The sequence below is a fragment of the Geobacillus sp. CCR genome (assembly GCF_052906625.1).
The window spans coordinates 23,646-47,388 of the sequence record NZ_JBREBQ010000010.1; the positions used below are offsets into that span (position 1 = coordinate 23,646).

Genomic DNA, 23,743 nt, shown 5'->3' on the forward strand with positions numbered 1-23,743 from the left:
GTTTTGGAGGGCCGCTTTTTTTTGCATAATAAAAACCCCCTGTCTATTAAGCGGACTTAATATGACAGAGAGCTTTTCCGACGGAGCTGTTACAGCCGTTTGGCTCCGATATACTTCGTTTTCCAGTAGCTGCTGTTTAAACTGTCGATTTTCACGCCACGGGAAACGGCATGGATGACTTGATTGTTGCCGATGTAAATAGCCACGTGGGAGACGCCTTTCGTCTGTTTGGAAGTGTCGAAAAACACTAAATCCCCTGGCTGTAATTGGGACTTATGTACGTATGTACCTTTTTTGTACATTTCTCGAGAGGTGCGAGGCAAGGTGACGCCAACTTTTTTATGGGTATAGTAGACAAATCCTGAGCAGTCAAATCCTTTTGGCGTCGTCCCGCCATATCGGTAAGGAGTGCCGATCAGCTTTTTCGCTTCGATGATGAGCCGTGCTTTGTTGGCGGCTGCATCTGAATTGGAAGTGCTTACAAAGAAGGAGGAAAATAGAACGATCATGGATACGAACAGGAGAGAATACCATTTTTTCATTTCCCCTAACCCCCGACAAAATCTTTTCCGATTCGACGTATCTCAACTAGAGTATAGCAGAGGAAACTAGACTTGTTTTTTACAGTTGGATTAAATAATGTTACAGCGCCGTTACAAATATAGCACCTCGTCCTAAAGGCTTATACCAATAGATAGATATTTTCGTTTCGGCCGACCTGGCTTTATGGCCGTAAGCGTGGAAATGGTGTTTCATACCCGAGTCCTATGGCCGACAGATGAATGTCGTAAGCTGTCGAACAAATAGGAACGGTGGAGGGAGGCAGTGCGAAGAATGGCCGTCTTATAATGAAAGCAAAGCGTCGAAGAATCGATGACGGTGATGGATGATGTCGAACCAACTTGAATATATCTTGTATATCTTTGGCCTTTTTTTGACGGTCGGCGGTGTCTATGTATACGGCCATTGGATGGCAAAACGGCATTGGGGGGATGCGCCATGGCTGGCGGCGCCGAGACTGACTGCTGTGTTTGCCACCGTTTCCCTGCTTTTTTTAGGGGCAGGAATGATCTATATCCATTATGCTGAAAAACAAGAACATCGTGAATATGAGGAAGCCGCAAAGCAAATCGCCGGCATGATTGCCGGCGATTTGGCCGCCATGGGGCACGAACGGCTCGATGAAAGGGCGGAACATTTGCCTGCGTATCACATGGTGATGGCGGTGCTGGAGCGTTGGCAACATTATGGCCGCGTGTTGAGTGTGTATACGTTAAAAAAGAATGAACGCGGTGAGCTATATTTCGTTGCAGCGCCAGCGACGGACTACAATTGGAACGGCCGCATTGACGGTGAAAAGGAACAAGCTGTTCCACCTGGGGCGGTTTACCGCCGCCATTTTCCAGAGATCGAAGAGGCGTTCCACGGCCGGTTTGCGATGGAACAGCATCCGACAACAGATGAATGGGGAAGAAGCATCAGCGCGTTTATGCCGATTCGTCAACCGGACGGGACAGTGGATGCGGTTGTTGGCATCGATTTTGATGCCAAAACGTATGAGAAACATTTGCAGCAAGGGCGGAAACAGGCGATGTGGACGATGATGGCCATGTTTTTGGCGACGGCGGTTGCCTATTTGCTCGCTTTGCATCAACAAATGGAACGGAAGGCGTTGGCTGTCTATCAAAAAACGCTTGCATCCAACGAGCATCGGCTGCGGCGGCTGGCGGAAATGACGATGGAAGGGCTGATCGTCTATGCGCATGGGAAAGTCGTTGAGGTCAATGAAGCGGCGTGCCGTTTGCTTGGCTATTCAGAAAGCGAGCTGATTCATTTGCCGATCGGGGAGTTAGTCGTTGATGGATCCATGAAACTGAATCGTCCGCATGAGGAACCGGAGCGCTTTGAAATCGAGCTGCGCCGAAAAGACGGCACCGCATTTCCAGCGGAAATCGTCCGGCGCCGCTACGATTATGAGGGGGAAAAAGTGACGGTGGCCGCCGTCCGCGATTTGACGGAACAAAAACAAAACGAAGAGCGGATGCGTTATATCGCCAATCATGATGAACTGACTGGGCTGCCGAACAAGGAGGCGATGTATAAAGCGGTGGAGCGCTGCCTTGTTGAGGCGAAACAGCATCGCCATGAAGCGGCAGTCATATTCTTAGAAGTGAGTGGGATGAAAACGATCAACGATTTTTATGGCTACGCAGTCGGGGACGAAGTGCTCCTCCATTTGGCGCAAGAATGGAAAGAAAAGCAAGGAATGATCGTCGGGCGCTGGAGCGGGAATGAGTTCATCGCATTGGTGCCAAACAGCACACATCAAAAGGCTGAAGAAATGGCGAAACAGCTCATTGAGGCGGCGGACGAACCGATTGTCGTCAATGGGATGGAATTGTATGTGACCGTGAACATCGGCATCAGCGTCTACCCAAAAGATGGGGAGGATGCAAAAACGTTGATTCGCAAGGCGGATATTGCCCGCTACGAGGCGCGAAAAAAAGCGGCGAGCGATTTTCTCTTTTTCACGGAGCCGATGGCGATTCGTCTCAATGAAAAGATGGCGATGGAACGCGACTTGCGGCGTGCGCTTGAAAATGAGGAATTTGAATTGTACTATCAGCCGCAAATTCGGCTTCACGACCGGCAAGTGATCGGCATGGAGGCGTTGATTCGCTGGCGCCATCCGGAAAAAGGGATGGTTTCGCCGTCATTGTTTATCCCGGTTGCCGAACAGACCGGCATGATCATCCCGATCAATGAATGGGTCATCCGCACGGCTTGTGAGCAGACGAAGCAACTGCTTGATCGTTTTCCTGACTTGTCTGTTTCCATCAACTTATCGCCATATGAATTTGAAAGCCGCCGATTTGTGGATAAACTCGCCCGCCTGCTCGCCGACGCCGGGCTGCCGCCGCACCATTTAGATCTGGAAATTACGGAGCGGATGACCATGGATACAGAACGTGCGCTTGATATTCTCTCGAAACTGAAGGGGCTTGGTGTGACGATCAGCATGGATGATTTCGGCACTGGTTACAGTTCGCTCAGCTACTTGACGGATTTGCCGATCGATCGGCTGAAGATCGACCGTTCGTTCGTTCAGCATATTCAAGGAAAAAAAGATGTCATCTTGCCGGCGATCATCCGACTCGGGCATAATATAGGTGTAAAGGTGCTGGCTGAAGGGGTCGAAACGGAGACCGAAGCGGCTTATTTGCAAGGAAAACGGTGCGACGAGGCGCAAGGCTATTATTTTTCCCCGCCGCTTCCGTATGACGAGCTCGTCCGGTTCTTAAACGGGCAGCGCGTGAGGCGGCAGGCGCAGGAGCTGACGTAACATGGACGGATTTTGGCGCATCGCCGAGGAGAAAATTCGCGAAGCGATGAAAAACGGCGAGTTCGACAACTTGCCCGGCTTCGGCAAACCGCTTGAGATTGAAGACCTTTCCCGCATTCCAGAGGAGCTGCGGCTCGGGTATTTGTTGCTGAAAAACGCCGGCTATGTGAGGGAAGAAGCGGAGCTGCGCAAAGAGCTTTTGACGCTCGAGGACTTGCTTCGTTGCTGCGAGGATGATGAGGAAAAACGGGAGCTGGAGAAAAAGAGGACGGAAAAACAGCTTCGTTTGGCCGAATTGATGAAAAAGCGGGGGCAGACGAATTCGAAGGCGCTGCGCGACTACGGGCGGCGCATTGAGGAAAAATTTCGCTGAATGCCAAGAAGGGGAGATTCGCTGAAAAGCCAATCTTCCCATTTTTTATGCAAAAATGGCCAAAAAATGGGGAAAATAAGGGAGGACGATGAATGAAAGAAAGGAGGGAACGGGGGCATTCTCTTGATGGAAGAAATAGCAAGAACATCTCTAGACAAAAAAGGAGTGATGAAATCGTGAAAAACGTATGGTTAGCTTTTTTCACCGCCCTTGTGCTGACGATGCCGTCGACGGTGGCTGCTGCTGGCCAGAGCGGCGAAGCCGTTGATGTCCATATGCCGGCCGGCCATATGTGGAAGCACAGGGCGCTTGATGAGCAAAAGTGGATGGAAATGGTGCAAACGTACACGCCAGAGCAGATCGGTGAATGGAAAAAAGTGCTGGAGGAACGGAAAACGCTGCGCCAGCAGTTGGATGACGAAAAGGTGAAACGAGTGATCAAGGCACATTGCAAGCAAATGAAAAAAGAACGAGAAGCGGCGCTTGATCGACTCATCGACCAGCTTGCTGACAAAAAAATCACGAAAGAACAGTTCAAGCAAGAGCTGAAACAGTTACATAAAAAGAAACGCTGGATGACGAAAGAAGAAAAACAGCGGCTCCATATGCTTCATGAACAAACAAGACAGGCGATGGAGAATAACGACAAGGAAGCGATGGCCAAACTGTTGCCGCAATGGCTCGATCATATGAAAAAGGAGAACGAGCGGTTGGCAAAATGGCTTCAGGAAGTCAAAGAAGGATGATATGATGATATAATGAAAAAAAGGCCGTGTGACGCACGGCTTCTTTTTTATCTCAACATCGCCTCCGTCGCGCCGAGCGGATGGCCAGGTGTTTGATCCACGATTCCTTCACCGCTTGGACGAACAGGAAAGGGACGGCGGTGTTCAAATGTTCCCATCGCCAAAAGTTGACGGAGGGAATTCGTGCATTTTAGCATAAAGTGATTTCGTGGCGGGGAGGAAGAGGCAATGGGATACCCGGTCATTCTTCATTTGCGCGGCCGTCGGGCGGTCGTTGTCGGCGGCGGGAAGGTGGCGGCAAGGAAAATTCATGGATTGTTAGAGGCAGGGGCGGAAATCGTGATGATTGCGCCTGAAGCGGAGCCGGAGCTTCAAGCGTTGGCCGCGGGGGGGATGATCGTTTGGAAGAAAAAGCGGTTTGACCCAGACGATTTGGCGGAGGCCTTTTTGGTGATTGCCGCGACGAATGATCGCAAGGTGAATGAAGCGGTGACGCAAGCAGCATCATCCGGCCAACTCGTAAATGTCGTGGATGATCCGGAGCGGTGTGATTTTCACGTTCCCGCTGTCATCCGCCGCGGTCCGCTCACAATTGCCGTGTCGACCGGGGGGGCAAGTCCGGCGGTTGCCCGCCGCATTCGCCGCGAGCTTGAGGAGAAGTATGGCGAAGAGTACAGGCCGTATCTTGAGTTTTTGCAGCGGGCCCGCGGCATCGTATTGCGCGAAGTGGAGGACGCTGAGGGACGGAAGCGGCTGTTTCAGGCGCTCGCTGCCGACTCGTTCCGGCAAAGTGGGCGCTGGGAGAAGGAGTTTACCCGTTTGTTGGCGAAAGAAAAAGAGCGAAACAAGGAAGGAGAAAGAGGGCGATGAGCATCCCGATATACATTGTTGATGCGTTTACAGAAAAAGCCGTCTGAAAGCCACGGTTTCAATCGTGGGATGAAAGACGGCATGACTCGGTAATCCTTTAAGAGGATCGCTTAGAGCCACCATTTTTCTGTTTTATTGTGGCAGTATAATCATTAAACGGATACAATCTATCATATGGAACAAGAAGATCGAAGAACGAAAACAACTGAACGCATGTGGACTCTCAAAAGAAAAGGGGGTGAATCCATGCCTACGATTACGCTAAGACTGGAGCTGCACAACCCAACGAAAGTGAAACAGGGCATGTATGAACGGATGACAGAAGTGAATACCGCGTTTGCCAATTGGCTGTTGAATCATCCCGAGCTGAATCAAGCGACGAGCAAAATTTTTAAGGAGTTTTCGTCGCAGCGGTTTCCTTCCGCCGTCGTGAATCAGACGATTCGAGAAGTGAAGGCCCAAAAGAAAAAACAAAAGGCAAAGAAGTTCCGAACATTCTGGTGCTGCTTTAACAATCAAAACGTAAAGGTGGAAAAGAAAGGAGTGTTCTACACGGTTTCCTTCCCCACGCTGGAGAAGCGAATTGGCGTGCCAGTGGTTACGCGCTCCTATCAAGAAGCGTGGCTGAATCGGCTGCTCAATGGAACCGTCAAACAAGGGGCTGCCAAGCTCTACAAAAAGAGAAAGAAATGGTACTTGGCGATCGCGATCACCTTTGACGTGAAGCCGCAGCACGAAACAAAGGTGATGGGGGTTGACCTTGGGCTTCGCTATATCGCCGTGGCCAGCGTGGGAACGAAATCGTGGTTTTTCAAAGGGAACCAATGCGCCTTTGTACGTCGACGATATGCGGCTTTGCGGCGAAGGCTGGGTCAAGCCAAGAAGCTTCAGATGATTCGCAAAATCGGCCGCAAAGAGTCCCGCTGGATGAAGGATCAAAATCACAAAATCAGCCGTCAAATCGTCCGTTTTGCCGTCGCCAACGGTGTTGGCGTGATTCGGATGGAAGCGTTGACGGGGATTCGCAAGCGGGCAACATCGGCCAAAGAAGCGGGGCGAAGCCTTCATGCTTGGGCGTTCCACCAACTGCAAACGATGATCGCCTATAAGGCGGAAATGGCGGGCATTCGCGTTGAGTGGGTGAATCCAACCTACACGAGCCAAACGTGTAAATGTGGTCATCGAGAGAAAGCGAACCGAAACGGCATCCGCTTCCGATGCCAAAGGTGTGGATACACTCTCCACGCCGACTTGAATGGCGCCATCAACATCGCCAAAGCGATTTCGGGCTTCGCCTCCTAACCTAGCGCACTGGTCACAGGTGCGCCGCCCATCGGGGTACACTCTAACCCGATGGGACGGGGTGATGACACACCCCTAAACTTGGGCGTTGTCCGAACCAGAAATGGATGAGGACGCAAACGACCCAAGAATCCCACGGCTTTAGCCGTGTGGAGTGTCAACCCTAAAGCAGAGGTTGATTTGTGCGGCCATGCAACTTTGGCGAGTGCCCATGTGCTGTGGGAGCGAGGGGAACACCGCCGAGATGAAGCGATTGCCTTTTTCACGAACAGCGGAGTATTGACGGCTATAAACAACGATGGTTGGATTCGGCTCGATTTTCCGAACGAAACGCCAGTGCGGGTTGAGTCGCCTCCTGCTGCGCTTGTTGGTGCCTTGCCAGCTGAACCGCTGTTTATCGGGCGCAACCGGTTCGATTATTTGGTGGAAATCGGCTCAGAACAGGAGGTGCGCAGACTGACCCCGGATTTCCGCCTGCTTCAAGAAGTAGATGCGCGCGGCATCATTGTGACAAGCCGTTCAGCGGCAGAAGAAGTGGATTTTGTATCGCGGTCCTTTTTTCCAGCTCTCGGTGTGCCGGAAGACCCGGTTACCGGCTCCGCCCACTGTTGCCTCGGGCCGTATTGGGCGGACAAGCTTGGGAAAACGACGTTAGTCGGCTACCAAGCTTCAGCCCGCGGCGGCATTGTGCGGGTGATGGTGGCAGGCGAGAGGGTTCAGCTCGAAGGAAAAGCCGTCACCGTGCTGAAAGGGGATCTGGCCGCCGAGGCCGCTTTCGGATTGCAACCCATCTGAAACATTCCAGCGGAAACAATGCCTGTTCCGGATCCGGTTGGGCGGGCTGGTGTTTTCTTCACTGCCTATGCCAACGAAAAAGGCGCCCAAGCCTCACGTGAAAGGCGGGCTTCCTTTTTTCGGCGGCGGGCCGGCCGTGCCGGTTCAGCCAGCTTGGAGGTGCGGCCGGCGCCTGTATACGTTTAGTCATCCCACCGATACGTCCAAAACCGTTCTGTTTTGAGCCAAGCAAGTGCATCGCCGCGTTTGGATGCCGCTTGCATCAGTCCTTCGGTTTGCGAACGGTGGGCGCGAATGGCGGCCAGCTTCGTATCGATCACCGAGCTGACATCGCGCACGACATCCGGCTGGCCAAGGTCTTGTTCGCAGTTTTTCGCAAACGCAACGCAATGGACGGTTGGCCGTTCTTCTTTCGGCCAGCGCTTTAAGGCGCGGATGACAGCGGCTCCACACGCATCATGGTCGGGGTGGACGCTGTAGCCGGGGTAAAACGTAATGACAAGCGATGGATTCGTTTCTGCCACGATGGCGGCGATCTGGTCAGCCAGCTCTTCTTCATCCTCAAACTCGACCGTCTTGTCGCGATAGCCGAGCAGGCGCAAATCATGAATGCCAAGAATGCGGCATGCTTCCTCCAGTTCTTGCTTGCGGATGTGTGGAAGCGTTTCGCGGTTGGCAAACGGAGGCACGCCCATATTGCGCCCCATTTCTCCGAGCGTCAAGCAAGCGTACGTCACCGGCGTGCCGTTTTGCGCATGCTCGGCAATCGTTCCCGACACACCGAACGCTTCATCGTCCGGGTGGGGAAAAACAACGAGCACATGTCGTTCGTTCAACGGAACTCCCTCCTTACACAAACGGTTCGTTGCTCAGTTCGAGAGCCACGGCCAATTTCCCTTGATCATCATGGCCTGCTAGCAGCAACTGTCCTTTTTCTGTCCATTCCCAATGGGTCAGCCCTTCGGCGTACACCCAGCCAAGATCAAGCTTCAGTCCGACGCGATATGGCCCGGGGCCGGTGATCTTGCCGCGGGTGAAGCGGATGCAGGCATTGCGGATGTAGGCGCCGACGGAATAAAAACCTTCGTTATGATGGGAGGCGTATGCTCCGTTCGTCGTTTCCAAATGAATATATACGTCGCGATTGGCAAAACGATTCAGCGCCTCTTGTACAGCTGCCGTGTCGATCGGTTGCAAGCGGCTCCCTCCTTGCTGTTTGTTTTTCTATTATTGTACATGACCGAGGCGTGTGAGCGGAAATATTTCGACTCCTATTGTATAATAAAAAAAGAGACACATCTTGGACTCATCCGCACCTACAAAGCGTTGAATGCTGATTCAACGAAAGAAGGGTGATGATCGATGGGGGTTCAAGGCAATGGTGTCACGATACTGAATTTTGACGGCGTGTACCGACCGCAAAAGCGGCTGTTTCAGTTTCCGCACGAATGGGTCGATCTTGCCGACGTGCCGGAGACGAATTTGTATTGCAGCGAAGCGGCGCTTGCTGAAATTGAGCGGCGGCTTGAGCGGCGGCGGAAGCGCGGGGCGGTGCTGATCGGCAGCGGCAACTATCATTATGTCACGTATTTATTGCTTAAAGAAATCAACGAACCGTTTACGCTTGTGCTTTTTGACCGCCATACGGATGCTGAAGGAGGGGATGATGTCATTTCGTGCGGCTCATGGGTCTCCTATGCACTTAAGCATCCGCGGTTGCAAAAAGTCGTTATCGTTGGCCCAACTGCTTCTTCGCATCAACTCCGTTTATCTCCGAACATGACTGTTCTTCCATTTGATGATCATGATGAATGGCCAAAAGCGCTCATCGAGGCCATCCCGACCGGAAGCATCTATATCAGCATCGATAAAGACGCTCTTCGCCGCGAAGACGCGGTCACGAACTGGGATCAAGGAGTGATTCCGCTATCCCAGCTGCTCGCCTGCCTGCGGTTGCTTTTATTCCATAAAAAAGTGCTCGGCGTGGACATATGCGGCGAATACCCGCCCTCCGCTGTCGACATGTTCGACCCGCTTTGTCGCGAAGCGCGGGGAAAAAATGAGCAGGCGAACATGGCCATCTTGGAGACATATTTCCACTATGCGGCGCCGCATTTGCGGCCGGCGTGAGCGGCGAGAAGCGCGGGAAAGGCAGAACCGCTTTTGGTTTGGCGATCAGAAAAGCAAGGAAGACGCTGTCCCTTCGGATTTTGGCCATCGGGCCGGCAGAAGCGCCGGCCCGATGGCCGAAAAAGCCGGGAAGGCCGCTGCTTGAGGGGATGAGCCTAGTTGTCAAAAGCCGCTCCCGTACATAATGCGAAATTGTTTTTCATCGGAGCGGACATCGCGCGGCTCGATGTGCATGCGGGCGACTTTGGCAAACATCGTTCCGGCTTCAATGGTGTCCAAAAAGAGTTGAAGGGCGCTTTCATTCCCCTGAACTTCCATTTCCACTGTTCCGTCATCATTGTTTTTCACCCAACCGGTCAGCTGCCGTTTTAGCGCTTCGTGTTGGACGAAGTATCGAAACCCGACGCCTTGCACGCGCCCTTCCACGATGACATGAACTCTTTTCACGCCGATGAGTCCTCCTTCATCACGGTTGTTCTGCTTCCATCATATAATAGATGAGGCGGAAAATACATGAAAAAAGGAGCTTGATGGTTCAAGCTCCTTTTTTTACGGATGATAGCGATAATACTTGTTGTTGAATGAGCAGCACAAGCCGCGGGTGATCGCCTAGGTAAGAGCATAAATGCCACTGCTTGTCGGAAACAGAGAACCCCTGCAACTTCCGTTCGATCGTTTTCATTAAGACGCCGGTAAACAATAAGTACGGGACGACAAACACACGCCGATACGCCGATGCGTGGGCCCGTTCGAGCCCTTCATCAAGCGTCGGGCGGATGGCAGCGAGAAAACAAACGTCCACGTGCGGCACGTTCGTTTTTTCTTTTAAAAGCGCAGCGATGGCGGACATGTCGCGCTTCGTGTCTGGATCACTGCTGCCGCGGCCGACAAGAAGGATCATCGATTCACCGTCAAGCGGTGCGGACTGTTCGCTGATGCGGTCGATCATGATGTCGATCATTGCTTCATGGACGCCGAACGGAGCGCCACAGAGGATATCAACGGACGGATGGCGCCGTCTCGCGATGTCCAATGCTGCTGGAATATCGTGTTTGGCATGCCCTGCAGAAAGAAGGAGAAGCGGAACGACGATGACGCGTGTCGCCCCTTGGGCGACACAACGGTCAACGCCGGTGACAATGTCCGGTTCCGCGAGCTCGACAAAGCATAGCTCTTGAATCGGAATATCGATGGCCCTCCGGCACTGTTCGACGAAACGCGCCGCTTCATGGCGCGCGGCGGCAATGCGGCTGCCGTGGCTGACATATAAAACAGCTTCCATCGCCATCGCCTCACGATGTTGCGCCAGCGGCTGCGGATGACGCAAGCAACGGCTCAAACCATTGAATGTTGGCGCGCAGCCGGACGACGTCTCCGATCATGATCATGCTCGGATTTTGGATGTTTTCCTTGGCGGCGATTCCGGCGATCGTCGCGAGCGTGCCGGTGACGGTGCGTTGAGCAGTTGTCGTTCCCCATTCGATGACCGCCGCCGGCGTCTCCGGCGCTTTGCCGTATTTCATCAGCTGGCCGCAAATGTATGGCAAGTGATGAACCCCCATGTAAATGGCGATCGTATCGATGCCTTTGGCGAGGCTTTCCCATTTGATCTCGTCACGACTTCCGTCGCGCCGATGCCCGGTGACAAAGGCGACGCTTGAGCTGAACGCGCGATGGGTGACAGGGATGCCGGCATAAGCCGCCGCCGCGATGGCGGAGGTGATGCCGGGAACGATCTCAAATTCGATCCCATGTTTGGCCAGCGCCTCGGCCTCTTCGCCGCCGCGCCCGAACACGAACGGATCGCCGCCCTTTAAGCGGACGACCGTTTTTCCTTTTTTGGCATGCCAGACGAGCGCATGGTTGATCGTTTCCTGCTGCATGGCATGAAAGCCGGGCAGCTTGCCGCAAAAGATGAGTTCGGCGTCCGGCTTGGCATATGAAAGCAACTCTTCATTGATGAGACGGTCGTACAAAATGACATCCGCTTGCTGGATGCATTTTAATCCTTTGACGGTAATGAGTTCCGGGTCGCCGGGGCCGGCGCCGACAAGATATACTTTGCCCATCGTTGTTTCAGCCCCTTCGTGCATGATTCAGCCAGCCGCTGGAAAGCGGCATGGATGCTCGGCTGCTTTTATTGTAAATGGTCTGCCTTGGGATGAAAACGACCTTGTCAAATGACCTCCCGTTCTTTTTTGGCAGAGGACGGGGGAATCAGTCTGTTTTCGCGGCCGGGATCATTCCTCGCTCGCGCAGGTAGGCGAGCACTTGCTCGGCACATTCGTCAACCGAATAACGGTGTGTTTCGATCGTCAGCTCCGGTGCTTCCGGCGCTTCGTACGGCGAGTCGATGCCCGTAAATTCACGGATTTCCCCGCGGCGAGCTTTTTGATACAGCCCTTTCGGATCGCGCTTTTCGCATTCTTCAAGCGGGCAGTTGACGTAAATTTCGATAAACTCGTCTTCTTCGACTAAGCGGCGGACGAGCGCCCGGTCTTCGGCAAACGGCGAGATGAACGCCGTCAGCACAAACTGGCCGCTGTCGACAAACAGCTTTGCCACTTCGCCGATGCGGCGGATGTTTTCCGTCCGGTCGGCGGCGGAAAAGCCGAGATCTTTATTGAGCCCGTGCCGGATGTTGTCGCCGTCTAAGACATAATTCTGAATGCCGAGCTCAAACAGTCGTCTGGAGACAGCGTTGGCCACCGTCGATTTGCCGGAGCCGGACAGCCCGGTGAACCAAAGGATGGCGCTATGATGGCCGTTGCGCTTGCGACGATCTTCTTTTGTGACCGATGTGTGATGCCAAACGATGTTCGTGCTCATCGCGATCCTCCTTTAGCGCGCTGACGGGGCGACCGTTTCGCGTTCTTGCAGCCCTTTGATCAAGACGGCTGCCACTTCCGGGCGGCTGAACGTGCTCGGCGGCACTTGGCCGTTGCGCAGCATTTCACGAACTTTCGTGCCGGAAAGGACGACATGGTATTTCGCGTCATGCGGACACGTTTTTGTCGATGCCATCCCTTCGCATTTCGTGCAGTAAAAGCTATGTTCGAAAAAGAGCGGCGTAATGCCAAGCTCTTCAGCCGTAAAGTTCAAGAAGATTTTTTGCGCATCATACGTACCGTAATAATTGCCGACACCAGCGTGGTCGCGGCCGACGATGAAGTGCGTGCAGCCGAAATTTTTGCGCACCATCGCGTGGAAAATGGCTTCACGCGGACCGGCATAGCGCATCGCAGCTTGGAAGACGCCGAGGAAAACGCGGTCTTTCGGGTAATAGTTTTCCAGCAGCACTTGATAGCTTTCCATCCGGATGTCAGCCGGAATATCGTCCGCTTTCGTTTCGCCGACGAGTGGGTTTAAAAACAAGCCATCAACGATCTCGAGCGCGCATTTTTGAATGTATTCATGGGCGCGGTGAACCGGATTGCGCGTTTGGAAGCCGACAACGGTGTTCCAGCCAAACTCAGCAAACTTTTTCCGCGTTTCTGCTGGATCAAAATAAAACGAGGCGAATTGGCCTTTGTCGGTCCGTTTGACAAGCGTAATCTCCCCGCCGACATACACATCCGGTTTTTCAAACAGTTTGCGCACGCCTGGGTGAGCAAGTTCATCCGTTTTATAAACGAGCTTCGCTTCTTTCGTTTTGTCTGGGCGGTAAATGTCAGCGATCTCAATGACGCCGTAGACGTCGCCACGATAAACGAGTTTCGCCTTATCGCCGACGGCGAGCTCTTTCGCTTTTTCTTCTGTTACCGCGAGCGTGATCGGAATGCTCCAGACGGTGCCGTCAGACAGACGCATTGTTTCAACAACCGCGTCGTAATCCGTTTTCGTTAAAAAACCAGTGAGAGGGCTGTAGGCGCCCGTTCCGATCAGCTCCAAGTCGCTCAGTTCGGCTTTGGAGAGCTCGATCGTTTTGGTCGCCTCATCAAGCGGATAGTCCGGATTCCAACGATTGATCAATGTGCCGCCATGCGGGATGCTTACGCTCATGTTCATAACCTCCTAGATTGATAGATGTTGTGAAATGCCGCTGCCATGTTCATGAGGCAAGCGTTCTTTTTTCAGGCTAATGACGCCAAGCAGACGCTCAAGATGGCGATGACCGTATAGACGTCGCTGTCAAACAGCAGCTTGACGATTCGGAATGGCGTCCGATTCATCAGCGACGCCTATCGAGGCCGCCGCGCCGCTCGCCTCGATGTTCATGGCGAAGAAAAAGGATGCGATCAAAGCAATGGCAAGGAGCATATCGTTTTTCTCTCCTTAAGCGAGATGGAGACCGCATTCCGTCTTTCCTTGGCCGGCCCAGCGCCCGGAGCGCAAGTCGTTCGGATCTGTAGCCGGAGCGGTGCACGGGGCGCAACCGATGCTCGGGTAGCCGCGGTCGTGGAGCACATTGTACGGGAGATGGCGTTTGTACACGTAATTCCATACGTCTTTCCACGTCCAGTGAATGAGCGGACAGACTTTAATAGAACGGAACTTGTCGTCTTTGTTAATGTACTCGACATGCCGCCGCGTCGGCGATTGCTCGCGGCGCAAGCCGGAAATCCACGCCGTCACCCCGGTCAGCACCTCGCGCAGCGGAATGACTTTGCGCAGCTCACAGCATTTGTTCGGGTCGCGTTTCCATAACTCGTCGCCAAACTGCGCCTTCTGTTCTTCCAACGTCAAGCGCGGCTGCTTCATCACGATGCGAAGCGACGGATATTTTTCTTTCACTTTCGCGATCGTATCGTACGTCTCTGGAAAATGCAGGCCGGTATCCAAAAAGACGATTTCGGCGTCCGGTTTGACTTGGGAGATGAGATCAATCAGCACAATCCCCTCGATGCCGAAGCTGCACGCGTATACGATCTCATCGCCGTATTCGCGATACGCCCAAGCAAGGACGTCAAGCGCCCCTTTTGTTTCATTATCGGACGGAAAAGACGGTTTTTCCGCCTTTTCCCACTGATCATACGTGAGCATCGGTTTCTCCTCCTCACAAAATCAAAGAAAATCCACGTAATTAGTCGGATATATAGCGGCCAAACGGCAATTCGGCGGCGAAAATCCTTCCTTGCATGAATCAGAAAGAGCGGGAGAAAGGGTGCCCCTTATTTTACTAAAGATCTTCTTTAGCTGGAATTGGCACTTTGCTATAGGCGGCAGGTTGACGGAGTTCATTGAGCCAATTCCTCCCTCACTCCCGAGCAACGTATGCAACGCATGTCATTTAATTGATTAAAATTTTAGCACAATTGACGATAATGTCAATCATAGTTTTTCGATAGGAATTGTTTTTATACGAAACAGCTGCATTGCCTGCCTAGCAGCAGATGGGAGCGTTATTTTTTGCGCAGGCTTCCGAGCTCTTCGACAATCGCCTGCATTTCGCTTGGGCTGAACGTCTCGCGTTTCATCACCATCTCGTAAATGTCTCTCAACTCATCGTACCATTCCTCGGAAAAATGGGACGGCTTGATGGCATCCAAGTTCAGCACTTTCAACTTTTGCTTCAACTGTTCGATCATGTAGGCGACGTTTTCCGCCGACCGTTTTGATAAATCCATTCGTTTACTCCTTTCATGGCAAGTTACTATGTATTGTACCATAGGTGCAGGAAGAATGGGGAGAGATTGCCTGGCTTGCTTTTCTGATGAAAAACGGATGATGTGGTAAAATGTAGGTGCACATGCATAGTGCCAGTCTAAAAGGTTGGTGAAACACCTCGTTTTCTTCAAAATGGTTGTCGTGAACGCGCACAAAAGTTGTTGGCCCATTCGCACACGCTCCCCCGCTGGAGTTGTTTTTTCGTTACATCCCCGTCCTTCTAGGGACAAAAAGGGCTAGATGAAAAGAAATGAAGGAAAACTAACGGTGGAAAGCACCGTGGACATAGAGAGAGGGGTGGCTGTTTGGATGATTAAAGTGCTGTTTGTTTGTCTTGGAAACATTTGTCGCTCGCCGATGGCGGAAGCGGTCTTCCGTCATTTGGTGAAAGAGCGGGGGCTTGACGGTCTGATTGCCGTTGATTCGGCGGGAACAGGCAGCTGGCATGTCGGTGAGCCGCCGCATGTGGGGACAAGAAGGGTTTTGACTGAAAATAAGATCGACTACTCCGGCATCCGCGCCCGGCAAGTGAATCATCGTGACTTGGAAGAATTTGATTACATCATCGCCATGGACGCAGCCAACTTGAACGATTTGCGCCGATTGGCTGGCTCCCGTTCGAAAGCGGTGCTCGCCCGGTTGCTTGACTTTGTTCCCGACCGGGAAAAAGACGATGTGCCTGATCCGTATTATACCGGGAATTTTGCCGAAGTGTATCGCCTCGTCCGCTCAGGGTGCGAGCATTTGCTTGAGAGGATCATCCGCGACCATCGACTTGGTGTGGAGGAAACAAAATGACTTTGAGGGCGGCGCACCCGTCTAGGGAAAAACGGGGAAGGAGGGCAGCCGATGGTCGTAAATTTGGCGTTCATCCGTGAGTTGGCCCGCCGTTTTACGGAAGATGAAATCCCGCGTTTGTCGGCGGAATTGGCGTATTACTTTCTTCTGTCGCTCTTTCCGTTTTTGTTGTTTTTAATGACGCTGTTGGCGTATTTGCCGATTCCGCATGAAGATGTGCTTGCGCTCGTGCGGCAATACGCCCCGAAAGAGGCGCTTCACCTCATCGAGACGAACGTTTATCGTCTCATGAATGAGCAAAATGGGGGATTGTTGTCGTTTAGCATCATCGCAGCTATTTGGTCAGCGTCTAATGGCATGAGTGCCATTATGAGGGCATTCAACCGCGCTTATGATGTGCAAGAAGACCGGCCGTTTTGGATCGTACGCGGGCTGTCGATTGTGTTGACGCTCGGCATGATCGTTGTCATCATCGTTGCCCTCGTGCTTCCGGTCTTCGGGCGGATAATCGGGCTGTTTTTGTTCTCTGCTCTCGGGTTGTCGCAACAGTTTTTGGAGGTTTGGAACGCGTTTCGTTGGGTGACGAGTTCGCTGTTATTGTTTGCTGTCTTTACTGCCCTTTATTATTTCGCGCCGAACAAACAGCTTCGCTGCGTCAACGTCGTGCGCGGCGCGCTGTTTGCCACCGCCGGCTGGATTGCGGCGTCGCTGGCGTTCGCGTATTATGTCAACAACTTTGCCGATTACACGGCGATGTATGGCAGCCTTGGCGGGATGATCGTGTTGATGGTTTGGTTTTATTTGTCCGGCATGATTCTTGTCTTGGGCGGGGAACTCAACGCCATGTTTGACTGTGAGCGCGAAGGGAAAAGACGGCAGCGTTAGCGTGCATAAACGGTGCCGAGGCGGGATATCGTAACAATGCAGGGGATCTTGGCATAGGGGGGATCAAGATGACGAAACATACGAAAAAAGACGGGGGCACGAAGCAAAAAGGAAAAAACAGACCAAAGCATAAGACGAGTGGCAGTGCCAACGGCCAAAACGGCTATCATTGAAAGAAGCTGCCTCAAAAGGTGGTTCTTCGTTCAACATAGCACAACATATTGTAATATTGTGCCCCGGCGGTCGTTTTATGTGTATAGATGGAAATCAAAAAAAGGTGCCCTTCCCTTTTTGGAGGGCACCTTTCCTTTCATGCAAACACAGGCGCATCGAGCCGCCGCCGCTTTATTCAACGATTTCTTCGTGATGGTGGTAATAGCGCTCATAAATGTATTCAATTTCTGCATCGGTCATATAGGCGAGTTCCTCGCGCGACAATCCCCGCACTTTTTCGATAAACTCGATCATATTTTTCCGTTCCGTTCTGCTCATGATCGCCACTCCTTTATACTGTTTTAAAACAGAAACTTGATATCTTGGTTTTATTATATAACAGAGGGAACAAAATGGTCAACGATTTTTTTGAAAAAAATAAAAAATAAAAAACAAAAAACGGTCAAGCCGCTGTTTCCTGTTCCCGGCGGCTGACGAGGCAAATGGCCGGAACGAGGAGGACAGCGCTGACCGCAAGGAAAAAGGCGCGAGCAGAGAGATCAACCACGCTGCCGGCAAGCGGCGGGCCCGTCATGCTGCCGAGACTGTATAGCATCCCGCACAACAAATTGCCGGCGGGAAGCAGCTCTTTCGGCAACAGGTCGGTCATATAGGCGATGCCGAGCGAGAAGAGCGAGCCGGTAAACATGCCAGCGGTGAACAAACAAGCAGCCAACCCAACCGTGGACGCACCGACAGTGAGGGCAATCAAAAAACAACCGGCGCCGGCCAAGAGTGCACCGGTGATGATCTCGCGCCGCCCGAACCGGTCGCTGAGCGCTCCGAGCGGAAGCTGAAAGATGATGCCCCCAAGCGAGAAGCATGGCAAGATGAAGGCGATCTGCTCAGCGCTCATCCGTTCACGCAAGGCGTACAGCGGGAAGATGGAATGGACAGCCGCTTCTAAAAAACCGTAGGCAAACGGCAACAAAAGCGCTGGCCATGCCTGTTTCCAAGCGCCAATAAACCGACCGGCCGCCGACGAAGAACGTTCAAGCGGCTTTGGTTTTTCGTTCGGCAGCCAAAAGACGCCGATCCAACCGGCGAAACTAAGGAGAGCAGCTAAATAAAACGGAAGCGCCTTCTCGACCGAAGCGAGTGAAGCCAACAGCGGGCCGATGGTGAAGCCGAGGCCGAACGCCCACCCATACAGCGACAATCGCCGTCCGCGTTCAGTCGGCAGCGAAAAGTCCGTAATCCACGTTTGTGTCGCAAAATGAAGCATATGATCGCCGATGCCGATGGCAAAGCGAAGAACAAGCCAAAAGAAAAGAGAAGGAAAAAGTGGAAAAAGAATAAGCGAACATATTACAATGAAACCACCAAGGAGAATGAGGAGCCGATAGCCATAGCGTCTCAGCGGCCGTTCCAAAAATGGCGAAATGGTCAAGACACCGATATACAGGGCGGCGGCGTGCGCCCCGTTAACGGACGAAGAGACGCCGTTTTCATCAAGAAGCATCGCCAAAAGCGGCAGCAACATCCCTTGCGACAGACCGGAGACGGCGACAATCCCGGTTAAGATGGCAAAACGCATCGTGCATCCCCATTTCAGTTGAAATCGCCGGCTGATCAAACAAGCGAGGCCGGATGTTTCCCAGGGCGAATGAATGCCCTTATCCATCGTACATAGAAACGGCGGTCAATGCAACGAAAACAATCAAGAGGAAAGGTGGAAGAGAAATGAACAAGGTGTTTGCTTGGATGACATGGATCGGCGTGCCGGTGTCGGTCATCGGCGGGTTTCTTCATTGGCCGACTGTCTTGATGTTTGTGCTGTACTGTTTGACGATCATTGCGCTCGCCAGCTATATGGGGCGAGCGACGGAAAGCTTGGCGATCGTCGCCGGACCGCGCATTGGCGGGCTGTTGAACGCGACGTTTGGCAACGCGGTCGAGCTGATCATTTCCATTTTTGCCTTGCAGGCTGGACTCGTTGACGTCGTGCTCGCTTCCTTAACTGGTTCGGTGCTCGGGAACTTGCTTTTGGTGGCTGGGCTATCGTTTTTTGTCGGCGGACTAAAATATAAGCGGCAAGAATTCAACATTTATGATGCTCGTCATAATGCCGGGCTGCTGACTTTTGCTATCTTCATCGCTTTTGTCATTCCGGAAGTGTTTACCATGCATATGAATCACAGCGAACAAGTCGCGTTGAGCGTTGGCATTTCGATCATCATGATCTTGCTTTACGCCGCTGCCCTTTATTTCCGGCTTGTCACCCATCGCGGCGTATATCAGCATAAATCAGAAGAAGTGGAAGAACATGAAGAGCCCGAATGGGGCAAAGGGAAAGCGACCGCCATTTTGGCGCTGGCGACGGTTGCGGTCGCCTATTTATCGGAACGGCTCGTTCATACGTTTGAAACGGTCGCCGAGTCATTCGGCTGGAGCGAGCTGTTTATCGGGATCATCATCGTGGCCATCGTCGGCAATGCGGCGGAGCACGCTTCCGCGGTGATTATGGCGTACAAAAACAAAATGAATGTCGCGGTGGAAATTGCCGTCGGCTCGACATTGCAAATCGCCATGTTCGTTGCGCCGGTGCTTGTGCTCGTTTCGCTTTTGTTTCCGGAAAAAATGCCGCTTGTCTTTTCACTTCCTGAGCTGGTGGCGATGGCTGCTTCCGTCCTTTTGATGATCGTGCTGTCAAATGATGGTGATACGAACTGGTTTGAAGGAGCAACATTGCTCGCTGCCTATACGATCATGGGCATCGGTTTTTACTTGCTGTAAGTGACTGCATCCGGGTATTCGCCGTCCGGGTGTTTTTTTGCGGGTGCGGGAAGTGGGGCGCCAAACGGGGAAAATTTTCGCCGCCGCGGATAAACGGCGCATTTTGAAAGAAACTAACAGTGAATAACGTGGGAAGAAAGGAGTGAAGACGATGAAAAAGTGGGCTGTTTCGCTGTTCGTGAGCGTGCTTCTTCTTTATGCGGCGGCGTTTTCGGCGCTGGCGGCTGCCGGCAAACCGGCGCCCGGTGCGGTGATTGATATATCGAAAGAAAATACGTATCCGAACCCGACGCAAGATTTGCCGCATTTGGAACCGAGCTCGTTTACAAAACAGCTGTTAAGATCGGCGAATGTGAAAATTGAGAATCCCGAATTGATCCATCTCTTTAATGAATCTTCGGCGACCGACACGCCATGGGCCGTTGGCTATCGAGCGACGATTTATTTAGGCCAATGGCCGCTCAATTACCAGTCGATCGAAACGTCGACGAACTGGGAATATCAAAAGGTCAACACGAATTTCCTTGATAACCGCGGCGGCGATACGGCGCAAAAGTTGTACTATAAACAAGAAATGCAAAAATACGTCCGCGGCGGGTTGACGGTGAAAGTGCCGAATGAAGACGCGGTTAAGCGGATGATGTTAAACAAAGCGATGGAAAAGACGAACTTGCCGCTCTCTTTCAGCACGGTTGTCGGCCTTGGCACGAAAAAAGACCAACCGTACAACGTACCGGCGAAAAAAATAGGTTATTTGTACGCGTACGCTCCGGCGGTGAATGAAAAAGGGAAAGTAACATACGGGGAAGTGTACGTCGTGCTCAAAGGAAACAAAAAGAAAATTGTCGTCAAAAACGTGACGACAAGAGGGGTTGGGGCGTGGATTCCGGTGCAGGATCGCCTGTACATGTCATATGTGGTGAGTGAACAGCCAAGATAAAACGTCAAGGAAAAGCTCCTTGACGTTTTTTATCGGCCAATGCGCGCGGACCGCTTCGTAAAATCGACGCCGCGGTAATACGTCTGCTTCACAAGGACGTTCGGTCCGAGGCAGCGTGCCGACGGGCAGTGGCAAAGAAGCTCCCTAGCAAGCTTTGAGCGCCGCCATTTGTCATACACGTCTGGCAGCGAATCGTGAATGATGTTGCCAAGCGGCGGTTCATCACCGAAATCGGTGACGATGACATCGCCGGTGAAAATATTGACATTGAGCCGTGAACGTCCGTCTGGATCGTTGCGCACGGTGACGTTTTTGCTTTCATACAGCCGCTTCAATAGGCGCACATCTTCTTCGTTGTCGCTGCACGGGTAAAACGGCAGCGTGCCAAACAGCATCCAGACGTTTTCGTCGCGAATGTCAAGCAAATGGTGAATCGCTTCGCGCAATTCGTCCAAGCTCAACGTCTCCAAAGCGCTGGCAAAATCGCTCGGATACATCGGATGGATTTCATGGCGCCGGCAGCCCATTGCCTCGACAACTTGGCGGTGGATCGTTTCCAAGTGGCGGACGGTTCGTTTGTTTAACATCGTTTCCGCCGATACCATCACGCCGGCATTTGCCAGCGCTTTTGCATTGTCAAGCATGCGCTGGAAGTATTTCTCGCGTTGGGCGCGCGTCGGCTTCCGCTCCATCATGGCAAAACCACCTTCGACAAAGTCGTCGATCGTCCCCCAGTTGTGCGAGATATGGAGCACATCCAAATACGGAATGACTGGTTCATAGCGAGACAAATCCAACGTCAAGTTCGAATTGAGCTGCGTCCGCACCCCGCGCTCGTGCGCGTAGCGGAGAAGGGGAACGACGTATTGTTCGACGGATTTTAATGACAGCATCGGCTCGCCGCCGGTGATGCTTAATGACCGCAAATGCGGAATTTCCTCGAGCCGGCGGAGCAACATATCAAGCGGCAGCGCCTCGGGATCTTTCATTGTCAACGTATAGCCAACAGCACAATGCTCACAGCGCATATTGCAAAGCGTCGTTGTGGTAAACTCAATATTCGTCAGTTGTAGTTTTCCATATTCTTCAATATCGACGTACGCTTCCCAAGGGTCATACGCCGGTGTAATGGCTGGCATGGTGGATGAGCGCATGGTCTTCTCCTCTTTCCATTCAAAGTCCCAACGTTCATTATCGGCAACAGTCACTCCGCTTGTCAATCGTTTTGGCCGCTGATCCTCTATCCCATTCCTATGAGGCGGGCGGGGGACTGATGAGACAGAAAAGAAAGATTTTTTCCATAACCGAGAAAAAGCAGTATAATAGAAGAAGATGAGACAACTGCCAATAGGGCGATCCAAAAGGAAAGGGCGTGGAATCAGCATGGAAAAATTCCAGCAAAGCATGTATGACTTGATCGTTGAGACATCAACGAAGCTGCCGAAGGACGTTCGCCGAGCGATCGCTCGAGCGAAAGTGCGCGAAAACGCCGGCACGCGGGCGGCCATGGCGCTCGATACGATCGTCGAGAACATTCAAATGGCGGACGAAAACGTGTCGCCGATCTGTCAGGACACCGGCTTGCCGACGTTTAAAATCAAAGTGCCGGTCGGCGTGAATCAAATCGAAATGAAAAAAGCGATCCGCGCCGCCATTGTCGAAGCGACGAAAAACGGCAAGCTGCGTCCGAACTCGGTCGACTCGCTCACCGGCAAAAACAGCGGCGACAACTTAGGGGAAGGCGTGCCGGTCATCAAATTTGAACAATGGGAAAACGATTACATTGACGTTCGCCTTATTTTAAAAGGCGGCGGTTGTGAAAACAAAAACATTCAATACAGCCTTCCGTGTGAACTCGAGGGGCTCGGCCGCGCCGGCCGCGACCTTGACGGCATCCGCAAATGCATTTTGCATGCGGTGTACCAAGCGCAAGGGCAAGGATGCAGCGCCGGCTTTATCGGCGTCGGCATCGGCGGCGACCGCTCATCGGGCTATGAGTTGGCGAAAGAGCAGCTGTTCCGTCCGGTCGATGATGTCAATCCGATTGAAGAATTGCGCCAACTCGAAGAATACATTATGGAAAACGCCAACAAACTTGGCATCGGCACGATGGGCTTTGGCGGCGAATCGACGCTGCTTGGCTGTAAAATCGGCGTTATGCACCGCATCCCGGCGAGCTTCTTCGTTTCGGTCGCCTACAACTGCTGGGCGTTTCGGCGCATGGGCGTGAAAATCGACCCGGCGACCGGTGAGATCATCGAATGGCTGTACCAAGACGGCGAAGACGTCGATTTTGCAAAAGAGTTGGAAAAAGCGGAAGCAGCCGCGGCGCTTGAACAAGGCGACACACGCGTCATCGACCTTGTTCCGCCGCTGTCGGAAGAACAAGTGCGCCAGCTTCGCGTCGGCGACGTCGTCCGCATCAGCGGCGTCATTTACACCGGCCGCGATGCCATTCATAAATATTTGATGGACCATGACGCGCCGGTCGACTTGAACGGGCAAATCATTTATCATTGCGGCCCGGTCATGTTAAAAGATGAAGAAGGCCGCTGGCACGCCAAAGCTGCCGGCCCGACGACAAGCATCCGTGAAGAGCCGTACCAAGGCGACATCATGAAAAAATTCGGTGTCCGCGCTGTCATCGGCAAAGGCGGCATGGGCGCGAAGACGCTGCAAGCGTTAAAAGAACACGGCGGCGTGTATTTGAACGCGATCGGCGGCGCGGCGCAATATTACGCCGATTGCATCAAATCCGTGGAAGGCGTTGATTTGCTGGAGTTTGGCATCCCCGAAGCGATGTGGCATTTGCGCGTCGAAAACTTCACTGCTGTTGTCACGATGGATTCGCACGGCAACAGCTTGCATGAAGATGTGGAAAAATCGTCGCTTGAAAAGCTGGCTCAGTTCAAAGAGCCGGTGTTCAAGTAAGAAGGAGAGCTGAATTTCAAGCACATGGCTATTGGTATTCAAACAAGCTGATCCCGTTTTCTTCTCTGTCCCCA

General features: G+C 52.6%; 25 protein-coding genes and 1 riboswitch. Of the genes, 12 read left to right on the plus strand and 13 right to left on the minus strand.

Features of this window, described 5'->3' with window-relative positions; genetic code table 11:
* Window positions 1-89: 89 nt before the first annotated feature.
* Window positions 90-542 carry a C40 family peptidase gene (locus ACVBDQ_RS07020; protein WP_011229904.1) on the minus strand — a complete coding sequence of 151 codons (453 nt, stop codon included), beginning with the start codon at window positions 540-542 and terminating at the stop codon, window positions 90-92.
* A 344-nt stretch (window positions 543-886) separates the two neighbouring features.
* Here ACVBDQ_RS07020 and ACVBDQ_RS07025 point away from each other — a divergent pair, with 344 nt between their 5' ends.
* The 6 genes from ACVBDQ_RS07025 (at window position 887) to ACVBDQ_RS07050 (ending at window position 7,429) form a co-directional block, all read left to right on the plus strand.
* Window positions 887-3,343, plus strand: a complete 2,457-nt coding sequence (locus ACVBDQ_RS07025; protein ID WP_110107431.1) for a putative bifunctional diguanylate cyclase/phosphodiesterase — start codon at window positions 887-889, stop codon at window positions 3,341-3,343.
* 1 nt (window position 3,344) lies between these two features.
* Window positions 3,345-3,716, plus strand: coding sequence for a DnaJ family domain-containing protein (locus ACVBDQ_RS07030; protein WP_013522951.1), 372 nt, complete (start codon window positions 3,345-3,347; stop codon window positions 3,714-3,716).
* A 176-nt stretch (window positions 3,717-3,892) separates the two neighbouring features.
* A complete protein-coding gene (locus tag ACVBDQ_RS07035) occupies window positions 3,893-4,462 on the plus strand; it encodes a hypothetical protein (RefSeq protein ID WP_025039075.1) in 570 nt (189 codons plus the stop codon).
* 228 nt (window positions 4,463-4,690) lie between these two features.
* Window positions 4,691-5,332: a precorrin-2 dehydrogenase/sirohydrochlorin ferrochelatase family protein gene (locus ACVBDQ_RS07040; RefSeq protein ID WP_446663121.1), complete on the plus strand. Its 642-nt coding sequence runs from the start codon at window positions 4,691-4,693 to the stop codon at window positions 5,330-5,332.
* A gap of 246 nt (window positions 5,333-5,578) precedes the next feature.
* Window positions 5,579-6,634, plus strand: a complete 1,056-nt coding sequence (locus ACVBDQ_RS07045) for an RNA-guided endonuclease TnpB family protein (protein ID WP_011229909.1) — start codon at window positions 5,579-5,581, stop codon at window positions 6,632-6,634.
* 147 nt (window positions 6,635-6,781) lie between these two features.
* Entirely contained in the window at window positions 6,782-7,429 is a 648-nt protein-coding gene (locus tag ACVBDQ_RS07050) for a PhzF family phenazine biosynthesis protein (RefSeq protein WP_069304004.1), read from the plus strand.
* A gap of 182 nt (window positions 7,430-7,611) precedes the next feature.
* On the opposite strand, the gene bshB2 is transcribed toward ACVBDQ_RS07050, so the two are convergent.
* Together bshB2 and ACVBDQ_RS07060 are read right to left on the minus strand one after the other, a co-directional pair.
* Window positions 7,612-8,265: a bacillithiol biosynthesis deacetylase BshB2 gene (gene bshB2, locus ACVBDQ_RS07055; RefSeq protein ID WP_011229911.1), complete on the minus strand. Its 654-nt coding sequence runs from the start codon at window positions 8,263-8,265 to the stop codon at window positions 7,612-7,614.
* 13 nt (window positions 8,266-8,278) lie between these two features.
* Window positions 8,279-8,626, minus strand: a complete 348-nt coding sequence (locus tag ACVBDQ_RS07060) for a YojF family protein (protein ID WP_011229912.1) — start codon at window positions 8,624-8,626, stop codon at window positions 8,279-8,281.
* Window positions 8,627-8,791: 165 nt separating this feature from the next.
* Between ACVBDQ_RS07060 and ACVBDQ_RS07065 the strand changes: the two genes are divergently transcribed.
* Complete coding sequence (locus ACVBDQ_RS07065) at window positions 8,792-9,559, plus strand: arginase family protein (RefSeq protein WP_011229913.1); 768 nt, start codon at window positions 8,792-8,794, stop codon at window positions 9,557-9,559.
* Between the two features lie 162 nt (window positions 9,560-9,721).
* Here the strand turns inward: ACVBDQ_RS07065 and ACVBDQ_RS07070 are convergent, their stop codons facing one another.
* From ACVBDQ_RS07070 to ACVBDQ_RS07100, 7 genes are all read right to left on the minus strand, one after another.
* Window positions 9,722-10,006, minus strand: a complete 285-nt coding sequence (locus ACVBDQ_RS07070) for an acylphosphatase (RefSeq protein ID WP_011229915.1) — start codon at window positions 10,004-10,006, stop codon at window positions 9,722-9,724.
* Between the two features lie 88 nt (window positions 10,007-10,094).
* On the minus strand, window positions 10,095-10,841 hold the full coding sequence (locus ACVBDQ_RS07075; protein ID WP_013146355.1) for a sirohydrochlorin chelatase: 747 nt from the start codon (window positions 10,839-10,841) through the stop codon (window positions 10,095-10,097).
* A gap of 10 nt (window positions 10,842-10,851) precedes the next feature.
* The gene (cobA, locus tag ACVBDQ_RS07080) at window positions 10,852-11,628 is read right to left on the minus strand and encodes a uroporphyrinogen-III C-methyltransferase (protein WP_011229917.1); all 777 of its coding nucleotides are present in this window, start codon (window positions 11,626-11,628) and stop codon (window positions 10,852-10,854) included.
* 148 nt (window positions 11,629-11,776) lie between these two features.
* The gene (gene cysC / locus ACVBDQ_RS07085; RefSeq protein WP_011229918.1) at window positions 11,777-12,388 is read right to left on the minus strand and encodes an adenylyl-sulfate kinase; all 612 of its coding nucleotides are present in this window, start codon (window positions 12,386-12,388) and stop codon (window positions 11,777-11,779) included.
* Between the two features lie 12 nt (window positions 12,389-12,400).
* Window positions 12,401-13,561 carry a sulfate adenylyltransferase gene (gene sat, locus ACVBDQ_RS07090; protein WP_011229919.1) on the minus strand — a complete coding sequence of 387 codons (1,161 nt, stop codon included), beginning with the start codon at window positions 13,559-13,561 and terminating at the stop codon, window positions 12,401-12,403.
* Window positions 13,562-13,834: 273 nt separating this feature from the next.
* Window positions 13,835-14,542, minus strand: coding sequence for a phosphoadenylyl-sulfate reductase (locus ACVBDQ_RS07095; RefSeq protein ID WP_011229920.1), 708 nt, complete (start codon window positions 14,540-14,542; stop codon window positions 13,835-13,837).
* 125 nt (window positions 14,543-14,667) lie between these two features.
* Window positions 14,668-14,772, minus strand: a riboswitch (SAM riboswitch).
* A 129-nt stretch (window positions 14,773-14,901) separates the two neighbouring features.
* The gene (locus ACVBDQ_RS07100; RefSeq protein WP_011229922.1) at window positions 14,902-15,126 is read right to left on the minus strand and encodes a DUF1128 domain-containing protein; all 225 of its coding nucleotides are present in this window, start codon (window positions 15,124-15,126) and stop codon (window positions 14,902-14,904) included.
* Between the two features lie 349 nt (window positions 15,127-15,475).
* Between ACVBDQ_RS07100 and ACVBDQ_RS07105 the strand changes: the two genes are divergently transcribed.
* Both ACVBDQ_RS07105 and ACVBDQ_RS07110 read left to right on the plus strand, forming a co-directional pair.
* Window positions 15,476-15,964, plus strand: coding sequence for a low molecular weight protein-tyrosine-phosphatase (locus ACVBDQ_RS07105; protein ID WP_013146347.1), 489 nt, complete (start codon window positions 15,476-15,478; stop codon window positions 15,962-15,964).
* A gap of 51 nt (window positions 15,965-16,015) precedes the next feature.
* Complete coding sequence (locus ACVBDQ_RS07110) at window positions 16,016-16,849, plus strand: YihY/virulence factor BrkB family protein (RefSeq protein WP_011229924.1); 834 nt, start codon at window positions 16,016-16,018, stop codon at window positions 16,847-16,849.
* Window positions 16,850-17,194: 345 nt separating this feature from the next.
* On the opposite strand, the gene ACVBDQ_RS07115 is transcribed toward ACVBDQ_RS07110, so the two are convergent.
* Together ACVBDQ_RS07115 and ACVBDQ_RS07120 are read right to left on the minus strand one after the other, a co-directional pair.
* Window positions 17,195-17,341: a BH0509 family protein gene (locus tag ACVBDQ_RS07115; RefSeq protein WP_011229925.1), complete on the minus strand. Its 147-nt coding sequence runs from the start codon at window positions 17,339-17,341 to the stop codon at window positions 17,195-17,197.
* 124 nt (window positions 17,342-17,465) lie between these two features.
* Window positions 17,466-18,599 (minus strand): MFS transporter, encoded by a 1,134-nt coding sequence (locus ACVBDQ_RS07120; RefSeq protein ID WP_011229926.1) that lies wholly within the window; start codon window positions 18,597-18,599, stop codon window positions 17,466-17,468.
* Between the two features lie 146 nt (window positions 18,600-18,745).
* On the opposite strand from ACVBDQ_RS07120, the gene cax reads away from it, so the two are divergent.
* Both cax and ACVBDQ_RS07130 read left to right on the plus strand, forming a co-directional pair.
* Window positions 18,746-19,798 (plus strand): calcium/proton exchanger, encoded by a 1,053-nt coding sequence (cax, locus tag ACVBDQ_RS07125; protein ID WP_011229927.1) that lies wholly within the window; start codon window positions 18,746-18,748, stop codon window positions 19,796-19,798.
* Between the two features lie 151 nt (window positions 19,799-19,949).
* Window positions 19,950-20,738, plus strand: a complete 789-nt coding sequence (locus ACVBDQ_RS07130) for a YfkD famly protein (RefSeq protein WP_011229928.1) — start codon at window positions 19,950-19,952, stop codon at window positions 20,736-20,738.
* A gap of 29 nt (window positions 20,739-20,767) precedes the next feature.
* On the opposite strand, the gene yfkAB is transcribed toward ACVBDQ_RS07130, so the two are convergent.
* On the minus strand, window positions 20,768-21,892 hold the full coding sequence (gene yfkAB / locus ACVBDQ_RS07135; protein WP_011229929.1) for a radical SAM/CxCxxxxC motif protein YfkAB: 1,125 nt from the start codon (window positions 21,890-21,892) through the stop codon (window positions 20,768-20,770).
* A gap of 229 nt (window positions 21,893-22,121) precedes the next feature.
* Between yfkAB and ACVBDQ_RS07140 the strand changes: the two genes are divergently transcribed.
* On the plus strand, window positions 22,122-23,669 hold the full coding sequence (locus ACVBDQ_RS07140) for a fumarate hydratase (RefSeq protein WP_011229930.1): 1,548 nt from the start codon (window positions 22,122-22,124) through the stop codon (window positions 23,667-23,669).
* Window positions 23,670-23,743 lie beyond the last annotated feature (74 nt).

Coding starts and splice junctions, on each gene's coding strand:
- ACVBDQ_RS07020 (WP_011229904.1), bottom strand. CDS start 542: ATGAAAAAATGGTATTCTCTCCTGTTCGTATCCATGATCGTTCTATTT.
- ACVBDQ_RS07025 (WP_110107431.1), top strand. CDS start 887: ATGATGTCGAACCAACTTGAATATATCTTGTATATCTTTGGCCTTTTT.
- ACVBDQ_RS07030 (WP_013522951.1), top strand. CDS start 3,345: ATGGACGGATTTTGGCGCATCGCCGAGGAGAAAATTCGCGAAGCGATG.
- ACVBDQ_RS07040 (WP_446663121.1), top strand. CDS start 4,691: ATGGGATACCCGGTCATTCTTCATTTGCGCGGCCGTCGGGCGGTCGTT.
- ACVBDQ_RS07045 (WP_011229909.1), top strand. CDS start 5,579: ATGCCTACGATTACGCTAAGACTGGAGCTGCACAACCCAACGAAAGTG.
- ACVBDQ_RS07065 (WP_011229913.1), top strand. CDS start 8,792: ATGGGGGTTCAAGGCAATGGTGTCACGATACTGAATTTTGACGGCGTG.
- ACVBDQ_RS07075 (WP_013146355.1), bottom strand. CDS start 10,841: ATGGAAGCTGTTTTATATGTCAGCCACGGCAGCCGCATTGCCGCCGCG.
- cobA (WP_011229917.1), bottom strand. CDS start 11,628: ATGGGCAAAGTATATCTTGTCGGCGCCGGCCCCGGCGACCCGGAACTC.
- cysC (WP_011229918.1), bottom strand. CDS start 12,388: ATGAGCACGAACATCGTTTGGCATCACACATCGGTCACAAAAGAAGAT.
- sat (WP_011229919.1), bottom strand. CDS start 13,561: ATGAGCGTAAGCATCCCGCATGGCGGCACATTGATCAATCGTTGGAAT.
- ACVBDQ_RS07095 (WP_011229920.1), bottom strand. CDS start 14,542: ATGCTCACGTATGATCAGTGGGAAAAGGCGGAAAAACCGTCTTTTCCG.
- ACVBDQ_RS07100 (WP_011229922.1), bottom strand. CDS start 15,126: ATGGATTTATCAAAACGGTCGGCGGAAAACGTCGCCTACATGATCGAA.
- ACVBDQ_RS07105 (WP_013146347.1), top strand. CDS start 15,476: ATGATTAAAGTGCTGTTTGTTTGTCTTGGAAACATTTGTCGCTCGCCG.
- ACVBDQ_RS07110 (WP_011229924.1), top strand. CDS start 16,016: ATGGTCGTAAATTTGGCGTTCATCCGTGAGTTGGCCCGCCGTTTTACG.
- ACVBDQ_RS07115 (WP_011229925.1), bottom strand. CDS start 17,341: ATGAGCAGAACGGAACGGAAAAATATGATCGAGTTTATCGAAAAAGTG.
- ACVBDQ_RS07120 (WP_011229926.1), bottom strand. CDS start 18,599: ATGCGTTTTGCCATCTTAACCGGGATTGTCGCCGTCTCCGGTCTGTCG.
- cax (WP_011229927.1), top strand. CDS start 18,746: ATGAACAAGGTGTTTGCTTGGATGACATGGATCGGCGTGCCGGTGTCG.
- ACVBDQ_RS07130 (WP_011229928.1), top strand. CDS start 19,950: ATGAAAAAGTGGGCTGTTTCGCTGTTCGTGAGCGTGCTTCTTCTTTAT.
- yfkAB (WP_011229929.1), bottom strand. CDS start 21,892: ATGCGCTCATCCACCATGCCAGCCATTACACCGGCGTATGACCCTTGG.
- ACVBDQ_RS07140 (WP_011229930.1), top strand. CDS start 22,122: ATGGAAAAATTCCAGCAAAGCATGTATGACTTGATCGTTGAGACATCA.